The organism is Gemmatimonadota bacterium (assembly GCA_026706845.1).
Classification (GTDB): Bacteria; Latescibacterota; UBA2968; order UBA2968; family UBA2968; genus VXRD01.
Genome location: JAPOXY010000237.1, coordinates 1 through 16976, shown reverse-complemented (window position 1 = coordinate 16976; position 16976 = coordinate 1). Strand labels below are relative to the sequence as shown.

The window sequence follows — 16976 nt, the reverse complement described above, 5'->3', positions numbered from 1 at the left end:
AAACTACTAAATATCAACAACCTGCCCAAAACAGACAATCTTTATAGATTCATCCACTGGCAGAGCAGAAGCAGGGGGCGGAAATTATCAGACGCTTGTGAACCAGGCGCTCAGAGAACACATCCAGGCTAACAATGGCGCATTGGAACAAACACTACGCAAAGTCATTCGCGAAGAACTCGGTTCACACGCAGTATAACAAATTTGCATCCCAAAAACATTTGACAATATCTCAATTTAAGGATCGCATGTTAAAGCGGGAGCGGCTGAGAAAGGTTTTCAATCGTGAGGCTGAAATTATTACTTAATCCATAACTTCTGGCAAACAATAAAGGCTACGTCTTTCGAGGCGTAGCCTTTTCTCATTCTCTTTTTTTTCAATCTATCCCATAACCTCTATTTTCACATCTCCAGTTGTGCCATCATAAAAAAGCCCAACAAGAACCATCATTGTTGGGCCTGATGCGATTAGATCATCCGGATTCTCAAATCCTACTTTGGTAGATTTTGTTGGCATTGTGCGCTCTCAAATTTAATAGTGGGAGCAGCACTCAAAACAGTAGGTAATCCACTTCTGTATAGACTTTCTGGTGCCCCAACTTGAAGGATCAAGAAAACGCGGTCTCTGAATTTTTTGACAGCTTCGAGTATCGCTTCATCCTCCGTATCAAAGACCCCATTGAGTTCACCTTCGTAGATAATGATCCACTTACCAAAGTGGTCAAGCTCAAGCCCCTCTTCGCACAATTTGTTGTACGCGGAAATTTCATCTTTAAGTGTCCTGGCCTTCATGGCTGCATCTCTCTTCAGGTTGGTTGGATAAGTGTCCCTTTAAAATTTTTTTACAATAGGTCTTCCATGATCTATTGTCAACACATTGTATGAGGCAAGGAGATCTTCAATGGCGCGTTGCCTACCCTCTTACTCAATGCCTTCTTGCTTAATGTATTGTGCAAACGACGATTCGCGCATAATGGCATCCATAAGACCCTCCTGTGATAGAATACGATTGATTAGCGTTGGATCATATTCTAACCCACTCAATATCATCAACCTGCCCAAAATGTCAACTTTTATAGATTCATCTACCCGCAGCGCATTCGTCGCATCAACACAGTGACGCAACCACGCCTCCGAATCCATTCCAGCAGGACGTTTCATCAAAGGCACGAACGGAAACAAGCCCGAAGGCTCGCCATCGAGAATATCCTGTCCTTCTATCTCACTGAGCCGAATCACTCTGTATTCTACCAAAACACCATAGCCGGGCAAGTCCTGGATATAGCGTCCCGGATCGCGCCGACCTGCACTGCGCCGCAAGTAGATCACGCTGGAATAAATCGGCAGACCGTGATGCCCAATCGCACGCATAATATAGCCAGCCATGCGGCGTGGCATAGATGGGTCGTCAGTGGTTTGAAATTTGTAGTGTATCAATGCCTCCTCACCTGCGATATGGGTGCGGATGAGGCTATCGGTATGCCGTGTATCAACCGTGTCTTGCTCTGTGTCGAGTATGTCCAGGACTTCTACATCGTCCTGTCCAAACGTGAATCGGATGAAGTCTTTGGGATAGGTCTGGATGAGATGTTTGGAGATGGTTTCGTATTTGGCCATGTGAAATACCTCGCGTCTGATGGGGTGAGTAAGTGGGATACGCGCAACATTCAGACCTAAAGCAAATGGCAGGCCAAAAATGGTAATTCTCCAAAAATTGAGCGATAATTTGTGTTAGAATATGTCTAAATACTTTAAATATGATATTTTACGCACTTGTTCACAATCTGAATTTAAATCTACAGATGGCCGCACAGCCGCACAGATGAAAGGCGAGAGGGTACATTTTGAGCGATGAATGGGCAGTCAGGTGAAAGATATGTACCGCTTGACCATGTGGTGATGATTCTTGCGTAATCTATAACTTCTGGCAAACAATAAAGGTTACGTATAAAATTGCAGGCTTGCCAACGGGATGTACGTAATTCTAAAAATGAATCAAAACGAGGCCCAGTATGTCATCTACAAAACGGGATTTCGAGGGTGTCCGGGAATATCCCCATATCATCACAAATAATCAGATTTTGGGCGGAGAGCCAATTATCAAAAATACGCGCACACCTGTTCGGGCGATTATTGAAGTCTGGCGTTTGGGTACACACCCTGAAAATATTCCAAACCACCTTCCACATTTGTCTTTGAGACAAGTTTTTGATGCCCTGAACTATTACAACGACCATCGAGAAGAAATAAAAAAATATATTGAAGAAAATCGCATTTCCAACAGATTGATCGATCCCCTAACACACGCAACACAATGAGTTTATTTACAGACTTGTTCACTTTTGAAGTCACACATCGCGTGTAACCTATAACTTCTGGCAAACAACAAAGGCTACGTCTTTCGAGGCGTAGCCTTTTCTCATTTGAAGTTACCCCGCTTGAGTGGATAGTGTAGAAGGTTCACCCCAATTAGCCTGTGCCATCAGTTTTTCATAGGTGATGGGTGATTTATGCCATTATCCACTAAAACAGGGGAACTCCATAAGTCACTCACTGGAGCTTGTACCAAAATTTTCTGAAAATAGATCAGCAAACAACAAAAAGTCTGCCATATCAACAGTACCATCTTCGTTCAAATCTCCAAACTTCAAAACACGAATACGACTTTTTAGATCACTGATAATTTGTTTTGTCGAATCAGGCATATTAAGAGAAAAAACAGTGTCAGGGAATATGTACGCAGGATCGAAACCGTCCACGTCAGACATCCCGATTCTTTCACCATTTTCAAAGTCATAAAGTATGCGAGCCGCTATCGAGTCTGGAGAAGGAATATCGGCAAAAACAGAAAAACTTTTATTTACATTAGAATTGGGAACAATATTTTCTCCAAGAGAATTTGATTCAATATGAATAATTTGCTTTTCTTGATTAAATAGAACAGCATATAATTCCACATTTGTCAGCAATTTATTCCAATTATTTCTCACCGTAAAAGTCAATTCATCTAAAAATTCGCCATCAGTATAATTTGCATTGATTGTAACAATGTTCGCATTAGAGGTATTTGCTCTCAATGTCCACAACCAATCTAAATAAAAAACAGAATGATCCACACTCGCACTGTCTGGCATATCTGCCCATATTGAATTCACATATATATAACCTTCACCTAACGGTGGAATATAATCTATTCTAAAGGCTGCTGAATCCGAATCTTTGTAGAAATGTGTATATATCTGAGCATGATTACCGATAACTCTGCCATAATCTATACCTTGATCTTCCCATGCTAACGAATAGCCATTTTTATCTTTCCAATCGACATAAAGTTCAAAATTATATGCTCCAGCATAACTATTGTTGTAAATACTCGCCGAATAATAGTCTAACGAACCATCATCGTTATAGTTAAAATAAAAATTTCGCAATTCAAGATTATTTGTAACCTGTACAGATTGAGACAATGCAATTTTGGAACTTCTCTGCATAGCTGTCAAATCATGGAGACTAAAAATCATCTGACCTTTTTGTTCAGAACACCATACATTCGAAATATTAAAAAGAATGAAACAAAAAATACCACATCTAAACATAAAAAATCTCCTTAAATGATTACAATAATTAGAATCCTGATATCCTTCGGTACACTCGAAGTATAATTCCCCTTTGCTGGCCTTATTTATTCGCTAAAACCATTCCGCACAGCGTGTGAGTCCGTCTCGCAGCGGGCATTGTTATGCCGTTCTAACTGTGCAGGTCACAGCATGGCGTATTACCACGGAAACGATTTACGCTGTGCCAGCCCCTCGGCGTTTGAGAGCGGCATTTTTTGCCTACTTTTTGTTGCTGGTGACAAAAAGTAGGTCGCCGAAGGCATGAAAAGCAATATAGAGAAAAAAGCTATATACTTCGCTGTACCACAACAGATTGATTTACCATAGTCATTCAAATTGGGTCATGCCTGCTCGCTTTCGAGCTTTCAATAATGTATTGAGCAACTCAAACTCTGGCTCAAGGCGATCATATTCTGCTTTTACATCCGGATTGTTTGCCAACGCTTCTTCTATATCGAGTGAAATCGGATCGAATTTATGGGCAGTTTTTTTCATAGCCTTTCATCTGCGTCTATCTGCGAAAAACGTTCAAATGAACTGGCCTGAGAATCGGCCAGTTGTACACCGCTCACTCGCGTTTTTTTCTGCGGATAGTATTCATCCGTGTTCATCTGTGTTCATCAGTGGTTGCGTTTTCTTCTGGTGCGGCGGATGGCGGCGATTTCTTTTTCTATCTGGTCGGAGATTCCCTGCGGTTTGGGGGCGGGACGGTCTGCCTGGCTGGAGGCTTTGTCGAGGGATTTGATGAGTTCTACGGCCTGCGCTGTATAACGGGCGCGGGTTTGCCGGTAGTCGTCTTCTTCGACTTTTCCCATGCGGTGGTCAAAGTCGAGTTCGCGGATGGCTTCATAGACCATGTCGCGCTGTTCGATCAGTTCGCGGCGTCGCGCTTCTCTGCGGGAGATCTGGTTGATGGTGTTGGCGTCGCGGGGGTCGAACAGCGGTGTGAATACAAAGAGCAAGATGCCCGCTGCGATGAGGATAAAAGCGGCAATGGTCATTACTCGCGCTCCTTGAGGTCGCTTTCGAGGCGGTCGAGGTACGGGTCATCGCGCACGGGTTGTGCTGCTGGTGTGGCGGGACTTTTTGTTTTTGACCAGGCGCGGAGTACGCTGCGTACGGCGAAGAATCCGATGAGGAGAACGAGGGGCGGCATGAGCCATGCCGTGAGGTTGAAGCCTTTGGCTGGCGGTTTGGAGAGGATTTCCAGGCCAAATTCACTGATATAAGCATCGACAATGGCCTGCGGCGTTTGACCGGAGGCCAGCATTTTTTTGATGCGTTCGTGCTGTTGCTGTGCATATCCGCAGATGCATTCGTCCAGTGGTCTGCGCGGGCAGTCGCCGCACAGGCAGGCGAGTTCTTTGCCGACTTCTTTGATCTGTTCCCGGGTCACTTCGGCGCGGACGGGGACTGCGAAGAGGAGAAAGAATATTGGAATCAGGAGTGCGGGCTTCATGCCATCGCCTCCCGCATTTGCAATGCCTGTTTTTCGCGCTTGTCGGGCCACATGACGATGATGGTACCGATTGTGATGATCCACGCGCCTATCCAGACCCACATGACGAGGGGGTTGATGTACAGGTGGAAGAGGGCGACTTCTTCGCCGTCTCGCATGTCAACGCCCTGATAGAGCGCGTAGAGGTCTTCGCGCAGATTGGATCGAATGGCGACTTCTGTGGTGCTTTGTTGATCTTGTCGCTTGTAATAGACTTTCTGGTGGGGCCACATGGTGCCCAATCGCTGTCCGTGTTTATAGACGCCGAGTTGGGCGACGATATCTGCGGTGAGTGGGTTGACGGATTCGGTAATGCCTTCATAGGTGAGGGTGTAGGGTCCGATTGAGGTGGATTCCATGTATTTGAGTTCGACCTGGGAATCTTTGTTGAACGCATTGCCGGTGAATCCGATGAAGAGCAGGACCACGCCAAAGTGGATGATATAACCGCCGTATCGACGGCGATTTCGCCGGGTGAGGTTGACGATGGCGCGGAGATAGGATTCGCCAGAACTGCTGCCGCGCGCGCGCGCGCCGCGGTGAAATTCGGTGATGATGGTGCCTGTGACAAAGCCGCAGAAGAGGAAGGAGATGATGGCGTAGATGTCGCGTACACCGAGGGCGATGGCGACGATGCCGCAGATCAGTCCCATGATGCTCGATCCCGTGAAGTGTTTTCTCAGGCTTTTGCCCGAGGTGCGCCGCCAGGCGAGCAGAGGTCCTATGCCGGTGAGTACGAGCAGGAGCAGACCAATGGGTACCATGACGGTGTTGAAGTAAGGGGGACCTACGGTGATTTTGTCGCCGGTAACGGCTTCGGATATCACGGGAAACATGACGCCCCAGAAGACGGCGAATGTGGCGGTGAGGAAGAGCAGGTTGTTGAGCAAAAAACCACCTTCGCGGGAGATGGGGGATTCGTATTGTGTTTTGGTTTTGAGCAGGTCCAGGCGCGAGACGAGGAGGAGGCTTGAGAAGATGACGATCAGGACGACCAGGACGCCAAACCAGGGTCCAATGGGAGACTGGGCAAACGCGTGTACAGAGGATACGACGCCGCTTCGCGTGAGGAAGGTGCCGTAGATACACAGGGTGTAGGTGGCGATGATGAGGACCATGTTCCAGATTTTGAGCATGCCTTTTTTTTCTTGTATCATGACAGAGTGCAAGAAGGCCGTGCCCGTTAGCCAGGGCAAGAGGGCGGCGTTTTCGACCGGGTCCCAGCCCCAGTATCCGCCCCAGCCGAGGACGACGTAAGCCCATTTGCCGCCGAGGAGTTGTCCCGTGCCCAGGAAGAACCAGGCGAGGAGGGTCCAACGGCGGGTGGTGCGAATCCATTCTTCGTCGATTTGTCTGGATAATAGGGCGGCCATTGCAAAGGCAAAGGGTACGGTAAAGCCGACGTAGCCGTGATAGAGCATGGGGGGGTGGATGGCCATGACGGGATGGACGAGCAGGGGGTTCATGCCCGTTCCATCGGGCAGGGCGCGCGGCATGGTGACAAATGGATTTTCGTGGATGCAGATGAGCGCGAGGAAGAAGGCCAGCGTGAAGGACATGATGGCTGTGGCATAAGAGGCGAGGGGCCCGCGAAAGGCACGGGTTTTGATGACGGCAAAGAATATGAATCCGGATAGGATAAGTGCCCAGAGCAATAGCGATCCCTGCATGCCGGACCAGACGGCTGTGAATTTGTAACCGGTGGGCAGGTCGCGGCTGGAGTGGGTGGCGATGTAGTAGATGTCGAAGCGGTCTGTGAGGAAGAGCACTTCGAGGATGGCCATGGCGGAGAGGCAGAGCAAAAAACCGGTGAGGACTGCGCGTTCCGTGCTCAGTATGAGGCCCATTCGCCGGGTTTTGGCTGCTAATATTGCGGCGATTACCGCATAAGCCGAGGTGAATAGGGCGAGGTAGAGAAGAAAGTTGCCGAGTTGTGGGAGCATGTGTTTGGGTCTCGTCTATGCGTTATGCACTCTGTTCATGCGCTTTTAGCAGGCGTGCTGGGTCCTTTGCATACAGTTCAGTATAGCCGCAGGTACCGCATACCTGTGCCTTTAATGGCACGCGGACCCCACCTTTGAAAAGCCGGGCTTGAGGTTTCGTTTGCACTTGAACTGCCAGATTCTCCGCATAGCTTTCCAGGTCTATAACCTGGACATCGTTCATTACCTGAGTAGATTCACATTTGAGACATTTTTCAAGGTTCGTCATTGTATCACCTCGGATGATGTGTTAGGGTCTTGTTTATTCATACGACGCTTTGATTTCTTCGTAGCTCTGGCTTTCGTATTTGGAAGGGCATTTGGCGAGCATGTCGTCGGCTATGAAGATGCCGTTGGGTCCGATTTTGCCTTCGAGTACGACATCGGCTTCTTCGCGGAAGGTGTCGGGTACGACGCCGCTGTAGCGGATGGTGCGTTTGCTGGCAGAGGGGTCCTGGTTGATGAGGTCAGAGATTTCAAATTCGACGGTGCGGTTGCCGTCGCGGGAGATGATGGAGCCGGGGATGACTTTGCCGGCGAGTTTGAAGCGGGTGTTGGCAAATTCGGTTTCGCGCGCTTCCAGTTCGGAGACGGTGAGGTAATACAGCGACATTTTTTCAGAGCTGTACACGATCATGGTGAGCAAGCTGGCGATAATGACGGCAAATCCCGCGATGAATTTTATTTTTTTGGTGGTCATTTCAACCTCTGTTTTACAGGGTGTTCGCGCTTTAGACCAATGACGGGAAGTAAAGATATATAAACGGTTCGGGTTGTGCAAACGGCAAAGGGCGAAAAATCATTGTTTTTCACGCAGCGGTTTATTTCAGGCCCAATTGTGCGCGATAGACGATGTCTTCAATTTTGTTTTTATTCCAGTAATCGATCATTGTAGCATGCGTTTTGCGCGCTGTGGTCGTGGTCCAGCGGCCTCGGCGTTGCGTGGATTCTTCCCAGCCGAGGATGGCGTGGGGATAGTTTTTTTCAAAGGTTATGGCGAGTTTGCGGCCAATGGAGGTGTACGCGAGGGTATAGATCTGGGTTGTGTCGTTTGTGACGAGTTCTGCATTGGCGGTCTGGACATCGGGGAGGGTGTGTGTCAGGCGCTGGAATAGCATGCCAGGGATGATCTGGATTTCACCTGTGGGCAAGCGCTCGGGTGCCAGTCGGATGCGCGTCCAGATTTCGTCTTCGAGGATGGCGCCAGGCAATGTGAGGTCGTGGTCGCCATCGCTTTGAAAATAAGATCGCAGTGTGGCTTTGTATTCGCCGTTGCGATGGTTTATCTGGGCAAAGGTGTGGCCGCACCATTCCTGGGCTGTGCTGGTGATTTTGAGTGTGTGCGTTTGATCGGGGGCTACGGGTGTGAATACAGAGGTCATGAGGGAGTAGGGATAGAGGCCCGTTGTAAATTGGCGCATGGCGTTGAGTTTGAGTACGGAGGTGCTCGGCCCGTCGCCGCGTTCGCGTTTGACGTGTTCGTCTGTGAGAAAGTCTTCGGTTACGAAGATGAGGACGGCGTCGCCATCGTATGTGTCGCGATATTGCGCCTGTTTGAGTTCATAGCGGGTGATTTCCGCGAGTCCCGCGTACCATTGTTTTTTGAATGCGTCATCCCAGGGGTTTACTTCTGCATGGGTTGGAGCGAGGGAGATGATGGCGAAAAATATGGTGACTAAGTGTCGCATTGCGTGCTCCTTTTGAGGGATATGGGTAGGGGTTAATATAGTACCGCGAAATTTTTGTATTGGTGGTATATTGGTATGCGCGCGGGCATGAATATAAACACGGAGCGATAATATGCGACCGAATTTTTTGATTTTCTGTGTGGATCAGATGCAGGCTTATTGCATGGGTTGTACCGGGCATCCGGATGTACAGACGCCCAATCTGGATCGCCTGGCACAGGATGGGGTTTTGTTTCGCCGCAATTATTGCTCGCATCCCGTATGCCAGCCGTCGCGGGCTTCTTTGATTACCGGGTTGACGCCTTCGCAACACGGGTTGATACAAAATGGCATGAGCCTGTCTGAAGATATGCCGACTGTGACGGGGGCGTTGTCCGAAGCGGGGTACCGCACGCATGCGGCGGGTAAGTTGCATTTACAGCCTTTTTCGGGCGGTGATTCTTGGGAGAACCGATATCGGTGGTATAGCGGTGAGGTGACCCATTTGCCCGAGGGGTATTACGGTTTTGGGGAGACGGATTATGTGGGTGGACATGTGAATTACGTTTGTGGCGATTATCGAAATTGGTTGGAAAGAGAATATCCGGATGTTGCGCAGAAGGAGCATCCGGAAGACGGTCCTTCAACATGTGTTCCCTATGCTCAGCTTTCGGCGTATCAGAATTTCGGCTATCAGACCTGGAAGATTGATCAAATTCCGGCCGAGTTGCATTACAATCACTGGATTACAGATCGCACGATGGCTTTTATAGATGGTTTGGGCGTGGGTGAAAGTTTTTTTGCGTGGTGTTCTTTTCCCGATCCGCACCATCCGTTTGTGGCTTGCAGACCGTATAGCGAGATGTACGATCCCGGGGTTTTAACGCTGCCGGAGACGTTTGTTGTTGACGAAGATCCAGCTTCTGATAGTTTGCTGCGGAGAGTGGGTCCCGCCTGGTTTAATGGCGATGAGGAGGATTTGCGGCAGGTGATGGCGCAGACTTATGGTATGATTTCTCATATTGATGATAATGTGGGTCGCGCGATTGATTTTTTGCAGGCGAAGGGTTTGTACGATCATACGGTTGTTGCTTTTATCGCAGATCACGGCGAGTACCTGGGGTCACACCATTTATGGCATAAGACGCCCTATCAGTGGGAGGAGTTGCTGCGCGTGCCGTATATCTGGAGGGTGCCCGGGGGGCGGGCGGGTGTTTGCGAGGATGTGGTGAGTAATTTAGATTTTGTGCCTACTGTGCTGGATTATGCGGGGGTAGATCAAAGTGCTATGCGATTTCGACGGGAGGATTGGGCTGTTGAGGGTTTTGAGTTGCCGGGGCGTTCGTTGGGCGCTTTTATAAATGATGGTGCGGATATGTCTGACCGCGCGGCTTTGGTGGAGATGGGGTCCATGCGGACGCTGATTACGGAGCGTTATAAAATTGTGGTGGATGCTTCGGGTATTGGGCATAATGTGCTGGTGGATCTGGAAAATGATCCACGCGAGAAAGTAAATTTGTGGGATCATTCAGAGGCGCGGGATGTGAAGGCGGATCTTTTGACGCGCTTGATGCGGGAGTGTATTCGCTGTACGCGTGTGGATAATCCCAAAATTACACCTGGTGCATAAATAAAAGGAGAATTCTATGGCTGACAGACCGAATGTTATTGTCTTTTTTACGGATCAACAGCGCTGGGATTGTATGGCAGCGCATGGCAATCCCCTCGGTATTACGCCGAATCTGGATCGCGCGGCACAGCACGGGACACATGTGTACAATAGTTTTACATGTCAGCCTGTGTGCGGTCCGGCGCGTGCGTGTTTGCAGACGGGGATGTACGCGAGTGAGACAGGTGTGTATCGCAATGGGGTTGCGCTGAATCCGGATCACAAGACGCTCGCACAGTGTTTTAATGATGCGGGTTATCACACGGGATATATTGGGAAGTGGCATCTGGCGACGAGTGGGCGCGGTTCTGTGCCCGTAAAAGCGCGTGGCGGGTACCAGTACTGGCTCGCGGCAAATGCGCTGGAGGGGACATCTGATACGTATGATTGCGTTGTTTACGATCATGACAATCAGGAGGTGAAGCTGCCCGGTTATCGGGTGGATGCGCTGACCGATGCGGCGATTCGGTACGTGGATGAACATCAGAGCGATCCCTTTTATCTGTTTATTTCGTTTTTGGAACCCCATCATCAGAATCATCTGGACGATTATCCGCCGCCGGATGGGTATCGAGAGATGTATGCCGGGTACTGGACGCCGCCCGATCTGGCGGCTTTGCCCACGCATCCTTCAGCAGAAGGTGAGTATCCCGGCACGGTTCCCGGGGGGGGGAGTACACAGCAGCATTTGGGTGGATACTGGGGGATGATCAAGCGTTTGGATGAGGCTTATGGGCGGTTGCTCGATGCGCTGAAGAGTTTGGGGCTGTTAGAGGATACGATTGTGTTGTTTACGTCTGATCACGCCTGCCATTTCCGCACCCGCAATAAGGAATACAAGCGTTCGTGTCACGAGAGTTCTATCCGCGTTCCAACGGTGTTGACGGGTGGTCCGTTTACAGGGGGTGGCACGTTGGGCGAGTTGGTGAGTCTGGTGGATTTGCCGCCTTCGCTGTTGGATGGCGCCGGATTGGAGATTCCCGATCAGATGTCGGGGCGTTCCGTGCTTCCCATTTTGGGCGGTGGTGGGCGCTCGCTCGCAGATCCATGGCCGGATGATGTGTTTGTGCAGATTTCAGAGAGTGGTATTGGTCGCGCTGTTCGCACAAAGCGATGGAAGTACGCGGTCCAAAGCGATGAGGTGCCGCCCGGTGCAGAGGGTGCGAGGAGTTATGACGAGGCGTATCTCTACGATCTGGAGGCAGATCCGTACGAGTTGCGCAATTTGATTGGCTATGAAAGCCACCGTCCGGTTGCAGACCGAATGAAAGCGCGGTTGCTCGGCTATATTCGAGATGTTGAAGGGTATGTTCCCGAGATTGTCGATGCGGAAGAACGACAAGGCGGTCAACGGCGGGTGTCCGATGCCGAGGTTGAGAGTTAAAAATTAAGGAACGGTTACAACTGCTTGGCAGTTTATTGGGTACAGGGCGATCTGACCGCTATACAGGAGGCGATGAGAGATGTATATTCAAGATCAGGTTCATTACGATAATTTGGATGACGATATTTTGAGTTTTTACAGGGCGATTAGTGTGGATTCGATTCATCTCGAGTTGCGGGGTGGTCGCCCGCCTGCAAAATCAGCGAAGCGCAGTAGCACGGGTGTGGCGAATACGGCGCTGGCGCAGCGGCTTCGCGCGGGGGAGGATTGTACGGAGGCGTTTGAGAAGGCGCGGGAGCTGGTGGCGTCTCATGGTATGAAGTTGAATAATATTTTTATGCCGTGTTGGGAGGAGATTGCGCTGGCAATGGAGGATCGAGATGAGAAGATCGGATTCTGGTGCCAGATGCTGGAGTCGCTGGGGAGGGCGGGAATTCCGTGTTTGGGCTGGAATTTCAAGCCGATGGGGAATTTTCGGACGCCTTCGGATACGGGTCGCGGCGGGGTGAGATATAGTACGTTTGACTATGCGTATTTTAGTGAGAACCGACCAGAGCAACACGATCCGCCTGTTTCAGAAGAGACGATGTGGGCAAATATGGAGGCGTTTTTGCAGGCGGTGATTCCCGTTGCAGAGAAGGCGGGGGTGCGTATGGCGCTGCATCCGGATGATCCGCCGATTCCAGAGCCTCTGGGCGGTATTGCACAGATTTGTTCTTCGCTGGAGCAGTTCAGGCGCACGCTTTTTGAGATTGCGCCGGGTGAGCACAACGGGATGTTATTTTGCCAGGGGTGTATGACGGAGTTGCTCGGTGAGGGTGTTTACGATGCGATTGCCGAGATGGCTTCGAATAATAAGATTGTGTGGGTGCATTTCCGCAATGTGAAGGGTCAGTTGCCGCGGTTTGTGGAAGTTTTTATGGATGAGGGCGATATCGATATGAAACGCGCGATGGCGGTTTATCGCGATAATGGGTTCAATGGGCCGTATATGATGGATCATACGCCGGGTTTTGCCCATTCCGCGTACACGCAATTGCACGGCAAGGCGTATGCGATTGGGTATATCCGCGCGTTGATTGACGATGTTTATGGGTGAAATTTTGGAATTGACGATATGAGATGGCGTAACTATCCTGTGCGTGCGATTTTTTGATGGGAGAAGGGAAGATGTTTGGATTTTTGAAGCGGTATATGCACTGGTTGCACACGCGGTGGCCCTCGGGCACGGTGGAGAAGTTGCCCGAGATGAATGAGGATGGGTCAACGGCGGTGCCGGGGCTGTACATTGTGGGGGATTTGACGGGGATTCCGCTGTTGAAGTTTTCGTCGGATACGGGGGCGCGGGCAGTGCAGACGATTGTGGGTGATTCGGGATTTGAGGGTCGGACGCAGAGGGACGGGGTGCGCGATCTGGTGATTATCGGTGGGGGTGTGTCGGGTATGGCAGCGGGGATTGAGGCGAGAAATCGGGGATTGGATTTTGTGCTGTTGGAGGCGTCAGAGCGGTTTTCTACGGTGGTGAATTTTCCAAAGGCGAAGCCGATTTACACGTATCCGACGGATATGGTTCCGGCAGGTGATTTGCAGTTTTCAGATCGGGCAGATGTGAAGGAACGGTTGTTGGATGAGTTGGAGGAGCGGACCGCGGATATTGAGCCGGTGTTTGCGCAGGCGGAGTGCGTGCAGCGGGAGGGGGATGTGTTGCGGGTGGTGATTCCCGAGGGTGAGGATTTGCTGGCGCATCGGGTGATTGTGGCGATTGGTCGGTCGGGCAATTTTAGAAAGTTAAATGTGCCGGGCGAGGATCTGGATAAGGTGATGAATCGGTTGCACGATCCCAAGGATTATGCGGATCAGGATGTGCTCGTGGTCGGTGGGGGTGATAGTGCGCTGGAGACCGCGATTGCAATTGCCGAATCCGGCGGGCGGGTGACGCTGTCGTATCGGCGCGCGGAACTGAGCCGTCCCAAGCCCGAGAATGTGGAGAAGATTGAGGTGCTTTCGGGTGGTGATCATTTGCGGATGGCGCTGGCGAGTGAGGTGAAGACGATTGGTGAGGATGAGGTGGTGCTTTCGACGGGTGAGGAGGATGAGACGGTGCCCAATGATGCGGTGTTTTCGATGATTGGGCGCGAGGCGCCGCTGGATTTTTTCAGGCGGTCAGGTGTGCCGATTAGAGGGGAATGGCGCGTGGGCACCTGGGTGTCTTTTGCGCTGGTTATGCTGGCGTGTGTGTTTGTGTATCACTGGAAGACAGGTGCGGGGATTCCGATTTACGAGTGGTTTAAGGGGGCAGAGCTGTTTCCGTTTAATTTGATGCCTGCGGAGGATAAGTCGGGTCTTTTTGGGACGGTGTGGACGTCGATGACGCAGCCGGGTTTTTATTATTCGCTGGCTTATTGTGCGTGTGTGGTGGGGTTTGGGATTCGCAGGATTAATCGACGGCAGACGCCTTATGTGACGGTGCAGACGGTGACGCTAATGGTTATTCAGTGTGTGCCGCTGTTTTTGTTGCCGTACATTTTCTTGCCGTGGCTGGGTCACAATGGGTGGTTTTCCGATGGTGCTTTTTTTAAGCCTGTGGCGGATGCGTTGTTCCCTGCGACGGAGTGGGATGCACACGGGCGGGAATACTGGCGGAGTTTGGGTTTTATTCTGGCGTGGCCTCTGTTTTTCTGGAATGTGTTTACGAGTCAGCCGCTGGGGTGGTGGTTGGGTATTAGTCTAGTGCAGACTTTTGTGGTGATTCCTCTGATTATCTGGCGCTGGGGCAAGGGGGCTTATTGTGGGTGGATTTGTTCGTGCGGGGCACTGGCAGAGACGATGGGGGATATGCACCGGCAGAAGATGCCGCACGGTCCTGTTTGGAATCGGATGAATATGGTGGGGCAGGTGATTTTGGTTCTGGCTTTTGTGCTTCTGGCTTTGCGGATTGCGGGCTGGTTGTTGCCTTATGATCACTGGGTGAATGCGGGGTATATGGGGCTGTTTATGGGGAAGGATGTGAATTGGAGCGGTCTGATATTTCCGCTGACGTTTTTGAATTATCAGTGGTTTGTGGATTTGTTTTTGGCGGGTATTATTGGGGTGGGTTTTTACTGGCATTTTAGCGGGCGGATGTGGTGTCGGTTTGCGTGTCCCTTAGCTGCGTTGATGCATGTTTATGCGCGGTTTTCGCGGTTTCGGATTTTTGCGGATAAGAAGAAGTGTATTTCGTGCAGTGTGTGTACGTCGGTGTGCCATCAGGGTATTGATGTAATGAATTTTGCGAATAAGGGTTTGCCTATGGAGGATCCGGAGTGCGTGCGGTGTTCGGCCTGTGTGCAGAGTTGTCCGACGGGTGTGTTGTCGTTTGGGCAGATCGATCCCGTGACGGGCGAGGTCGCCAGGGTCGATGGGTTGGCGGCATCGCGGGTGGTGATGGCAGAGGAGGGTGAAGTGTGAAGTGCGTAGGGGCGGGTCCCTGTGCCCGCCCGTTTGTCATCGCGGCATGGTTTTAGCCGCGATCCAGAATGTTTTGGTTAATATAGAGCCGGGGGTAATTTTCACAGGACTCTGCTGAGTCTAAAGTTAGAGGAGGGTAGTAATGTTGAGCGTCATACGTTTGTTGTGTTTGGGATTGGTGTCGTCACTTGTGATGGCGGATACGGGTTTTGCCGAGAAGTACCAGATTGACCGGTCGCATTCGTCGGTTGGGTTTTCAATTCGGCACTTTGTAAGCCGCACGGCGGGCCGATTTAATCAGTTTAGTGGCACGATTGATTACGATCCGGCCGCGCCCGAGAAGATGATGATTCAAGCGACGATTCAGACGCGGAGTATCGATACGGGGAATCAGCGTCGCGATGGTCATTTGCGCGGTGCAGATTTCTTTGAGGTGGAGACGTATCCGACAATCGCGTTTAAGAGTACGTCGGCTGTGAAGGAGGGAGAAAAAATTCTGGTGACGGGTGATTTGACGATGCACGGCGTGACGAAGAGCGTTACGTTGCCGGTGACAGTGCTCGGTGTTGGCACGCATCCGCAGCGCGGCACACCTCTGGCTGGTTTTGAGACCGAGTTGACGCTGTTGTGTTCGGATTATGGCGTGAATAGCTGGGCGAATTTTGCCAATGTGCTGGGGGATGAGGTGCGGGTGAATATTACGATTGAAGCGGGTCCGCCCAGACAGGCTCGAGGCCAGCAAGGTCGTCGCGGTGGTCAAGGTGGTCGTGGTGGTGGGCGCGGCGGTGGCGGGAATTGAGTTGTGTAGATCACAAAAAATCCCATCCTGTATTCAGAGTGGGATTTTTTTTTGTCCATATAGGCGGATCAATCAGTCCTACCAGTACCCTGAGAATATTGCTCGTAAAAATCCCTTACATCGCGTGGTGTAAAAGGCGACCTGAGGAGCCCATCGCCAATTCTAAGCAATAGTTCTTTAGAGGCAGGAGGTTGTTGCTTACCTTTAGATAAGACAAATTCGACTTGCCATTCCTGGAGTAGGCAAGCATTATCATAGGCAATGACTGATTTTTTGGTGATAAAATCGTGATCTCCTGGCTGCAGGATAAGTGTTTGATCTTTGTGCTCACGCCATGATGTGACATTCACGATAACAGCTACTAACTGATTTTTTCCATAGTCTGCATAATCTGTCAAAAATATACATAAATGTTCACCCCCAAAATCAGGGTGAATAACACACACACCCGCCAGTCCCATATTTATCTCGCCATGATGAGGGTTTCAAATTTCGCTTTGTATGCGAGATCTTTCTTAATCTCTGTCAAATCCTCACCCTCCCAGCCTACAACTCGAAGGAGTGTTTCCCATTCTATCCGCTCGGATGATCCGCCCGGATCATTATATTCAGGTAAGGCATGGAAGTAAGCTGTCAATTCTTCAAAGGTTTTGTTCCCAAATTTATCAAATATCTCGCCGATTAGATTGATCTCAGCGGAGGATAATTCCCCTGTGCCAGGGCCAGGTTTGATGAGCCGAATACGATGGTCTATGGAATTTGAAAAAAAATGAGACCAGTAGTTGGGTGTATTACTATGGGAAAGCCTCTTTTTTTTTTTTTTTTCAATAAGATCATACGTATGGCTGGGCGTATGTCCATACAGAAGATTCCTTGGCGTGTCATACGTTACTGTGCATCCCCAAAGTTCCAA

At 50.3% G+C, this 16976-nt stretch carries 17 protein-coding genes and 1 pseudogene; 7 read left to right on the top strand and 11 right to left on the bottom strand.

Annotated features, from left to right (window positions below; translation table 11 throughout):
• Positions 1 to 70: 70 nt before the first annotated feature.
• Positions 71 to 199: pseudogene (locus tag OXG87_21020) on the top strand (CopG family transcriptional regulator).
• Between the two features lie 293 nt (positions 200 to 492).
• On the opposite strand, the gene OXG87_21015 reads toward OXG87_21020, so the two are convergent.
• Together OXG87_21015 and OXG87_21010 are read right to left on the bottom strand one after the other, a co-directional pair.
• Complete coding sequence (locus OXG87_21015) at positions 493 to 792, bottom strand: hypothetical protein (GenBank protein MCY3872037.1); 300 nt, start codon at positions 790 to 792, stop codon at positions 493 to 495.
• Between the two features lie 129 nt (positions 793 to 921).
• Positions 922 to 1617: a hypothetical protein gene (locus OXG87_21010; GenBank protein MCY3872036.1), complete on the bottom strand. Its 696-nt coding sequence runs from the start codon at positions 1615 to 1617 to the stop codon at positions 922 to 924.
• Positions 1618 to 2012: 395 nt separating this feature from the next.
• On the opposite strand from OXG87_21010, the gene OXG87_21005 reads away from it, so the two are divergent.
• Positions 2013 to 2318 (top strand): DUF433 domain-containing protein, encoded by a 306-nt coding sequence (locus OXG87_21005; protein ID MCY3872035.1) that lies wholly within the window; start codon positions 2013 to 2015, stop codon positions 2316 to 2318.
• Between the two features lie 228 nt (positions 2319 to 2546).
• On the opposite strand, the gene OXG87_21000 is transcribed toward OXG87_21005, so the two are convergent.
• The 7 genes from OXG87_21000 to OXG87_20970 form a co-directional block, all read right to left on the bottom strand.
• Positions 2547 to 3596 carry a hypothetical protein gene (locus OXG87_21000; GenBank protein ID MCY3872034.1) on the bottom strand — a complete coding sequence of 350 codons (1050 nt, stop codon included), beginning with the start codon at positions 3594 to 3596 and terminating at the stop codon, positions 2547 to 2549.
• 348 nt (positions 3597 to 3944) lie between these two features.
• Positions 3945 to 4112 carry a hypothetical protein gene (locus tag OXG87_20995; GenBank protein MCY3872033.1) on the bottom strand — a complete coding sequence of 56 codons (168 nt, stop codon included), beginning with the start codon at positions 4110 to 4112 and terminating at the stop codon, positions 3945 to 3947.
• 125 nt (positions 4113 to 4237) lie between these two features.
• Positions 4238 to 4618, bottom strand: coding sequence for a hypothetical protein (locus OXG87_20990; protein MCY3872032.1), 381 nt, complete (start codon positions 4616 to 4618; stop codon positions 4238 to 4240).
• The gene (locus OXG87_20985; protein MCY3872031.1) at positions 4618 to 5076 is read right to left on the bottom strand and encodes a cytochrome c-type biogenesis protein CcmH; all 459 of its coding nucleotides are present in this window, start codon (positions 5074 to 5076) and stop codon (positions 4618 to 4620) included. Before OXG87_20985 ends, OXG87_20990 begins: the two co-directional genes overlap by 1 nt.
• The gene (locus OXG87_20980) at positions 5073 to 7058 is read right to left on the bottom strand and encodes a heme lyase CcmF/NrfE family subunit (protein MCY3872030.1); all 1986 of its coding nucleotides are present in this window, start codon (positions 7056 to 7058) and stop codon (positions 5073 to 5075) included. Before OXG87_20980 ends, OXG87_20985 begins: the two co-directional genes overlap by 4 nt.
• A 301-nt stretch (positions 7059 to 7359) precedes the next feature.
• Positions 7360 to 7797, bottom strand: a complete 438-nt coding sequence (locus OXG87_20975; protein MCY3872029.1) for a cytochrome c maturation protein CcmE — start codon at positions 7795 to 7797, stop codon at positions 7360 to 7362.
• 121 nt (positions 7798 to 7918) lie between these two features.
• On the bottom strand, positions 7919 to 8785 hold the full coding sequence (locus tag OXG87_20970; protein MCY3872028.1) for a septum formation inhibitor Maf: 867 nt from the start codon (positions 8783 to 8785) through the stop codon (positions 7919 to 7921).
• 112 nt (positions 8786 to 8897) lie between these two features.
• Between OXG87_20970 and OXG87_20965 the strand changes: the two genes are divergently transcribed.
• The 5 genes from OXG87_20965 to OXG87_20945 all read left to right on the top strand — a co-directional run bounded on the left by OXG87_20965 (position 8898) and on the right by OXG87_20945 (position 16063).
• Complete coding sequence (locus tag OXG87_20965) at positions 8898 to 10394, top strand: sulfatase-like hydrolase/transferase (protein ID MCY3872027.1); 1497 nt, start codon at positions 8898 to 8900, stop codon at positions 10392 to 10394.
• 16 nt (positions 10395 to 10410) lie between these two features.
• A complete protein-coding gene (locus OXG87_20960; GenBank protein MCY3872026.1) occupies positions 10411 to 11817 on the top strand; it encodes a sulfatase-like hydrolase/transferase in 1407 nt (468 codons plus the stop codon).
• A 79-nt stretch (positions 11818 to 11896) separates the two neighbouring features.
• Positions 11897 to 12916, top strand: a complete 1020-nt coding sequence (locus OXG87_20955) for a mannonate dehydratase (GenBank protein MCY3872025.1) — start codon at positions 11897 to 11899, stop codon at positions 12914 to 12916.
• A 71-nt stretch (positions 12917 to 12987) separates the two neighbouring features.
• Positions 12988 to 15264, top strand: a complete 2277-nt coding sequence (locus OXG87_20950; GenBank protein ID MCY3872024.1) for an NAD(P)-binding domain-containing protein — start codon at positions 12988 to 12990, stop codon at positions 15262 to 15264.
• Positions 15265 to 15406: 142 nt separating this feature from the next.
• The gene (locus tag OXG87_20945) at positions 15407 to 16063 is read left to right on the top strand and encodes a YceI family protein (protein ID MCY3872023.1); all 657 of its coding nucleotides are present in this window, start codon (positions 15407 to 15409) and stop codon (positions 16061 to 16063) included.
• Positions 16064 to 16131: 68 nt separating this feature from the next.
• Here the strand turns inward: OXG87_20945 and OXG87_20940 are convergent, their stop codons facing one another.
• On the bottom strand, positions 16132 to 16524 hold the full coding sequence (locus OXG87_20940) for a hypothetical protein (protein MCY3872022.1): 393 nt from the start codon (positions 16522 to 16524) through the stop codon (positions 16132 to 16134).
• Between the two features lie 2 nt (positions 16525 to 16526).
• A partial coding sequence (locus OXG87_20935; GenBank protein MCY3872021.1) for a DUF4065 domain-containing protein occupies positions 16527 to 16976 on the bottom strand: 450 nt, incomplete at its 5' end.

Coding starts and splice junctions, on each gene's coding strand:
- OXG87_20975 (MCY3872029.1), bottom strand. CDS start 7,797: ATGACCACCAAAAAAATAAAATTCATCGCGGGATTTGCCGTCATTATC.
- OXG87_21015 (MCY3872037.1), bottom strand. CDS start 792: ATGAAGGCCAGGACACTTAAAGATGAAATTTCCGCGTACAACAAATTG.
- OXG87_20955 (MCY3872025.1), top strand. CDS start 11,897: ATGTATATTCAAGATCAGGTTCATTACGATAATTTGGATGACGATATT.
- OXG87_20950 (MCY3872024.1), top strand. CDS start 12,988: ATGTTTGGATTTTTGAAGCGGTATATGCACTGGTTGCACACGCGGTGG.
- OXG87_20965 (MCY3872027.1), top strand. CDS start 8,898: ATGCGACCGAATTTTTTGATTTTCTGTGTGGATCAGATGCAGGCTTAT.
- OXG87_21005 (MCY3872035.1), top strand. CDS start 2,013: ATGTCATCTACAAAACGGGATTTCGAGGGTGTCCGGGAATATCCCCAT.
- OXG87_20990 (MCY3872032.1), bottom strand. CDS start 4,618: ATGACCATTGCCGCTTTTATCCTCATCGCAGCGGGCATCTTGCTCTTT.
- OXG87_21000 (MCY3872034.1), bottom strand. CDS start 3,596: ATGTTTAGATGTGGTATTTTTTGTTTCATTCTTTTTAATATTTCGAAT.
- OXG87_20970 (MCY3872028.1), bottom strand. CDS start 8,785: ATGCGACACTTAGTCACCATATTTTTCGCCATCATCTCCCTCGCTCCA.
- OXG87_20945 (MCY3872023.1), top strand. CDS start 15,407: ATGTTGAGCGTCATACGTTTGTTGTGTTTGGGATTGGTGTCGTCACTT.
- OXG87_20960 (MCY3872026.1), top strand. CDS start 10,411: ATGGCTGACAGACCGAATGTTATTGTCTTTTTTACGGATCAACAGCGC.
- OXG87_21010 (MCY3872036.1), bottom strand. CDS start 1,617: ATGGCCAAATACGAAACCATCTCCAAACATCTCATCCAGACCTATCCC.
- OXG87_20980 (MCY3872030.1), bottom strand. CDS start 7,058: ATGCTCCCACAACTCGGCAACTTTCTTCTCTACCTCGCCCTATTCACC.
- OXG87_20985 (MCY3872031.1), bottom strand. CDS start 5,076: ATGAAGCCCGCACTCCTGATTCCAATATTCTTTCTCCTCTTCGCAGTC.
- OXG87_20940 (MCY3872022.1), bottom strand. CDS start 16,524: ATGGGACTGGCGGGTGTGTGTGTTATTCACCCTGATTTTGGGGGTGAA.
- OXG87_20995 (MCY3872033.1), bottom strand. CDS start 4,112: ATGAAAAAAACTGCCCATAAATTCGATCCGATTTCACTCGATATAGAA.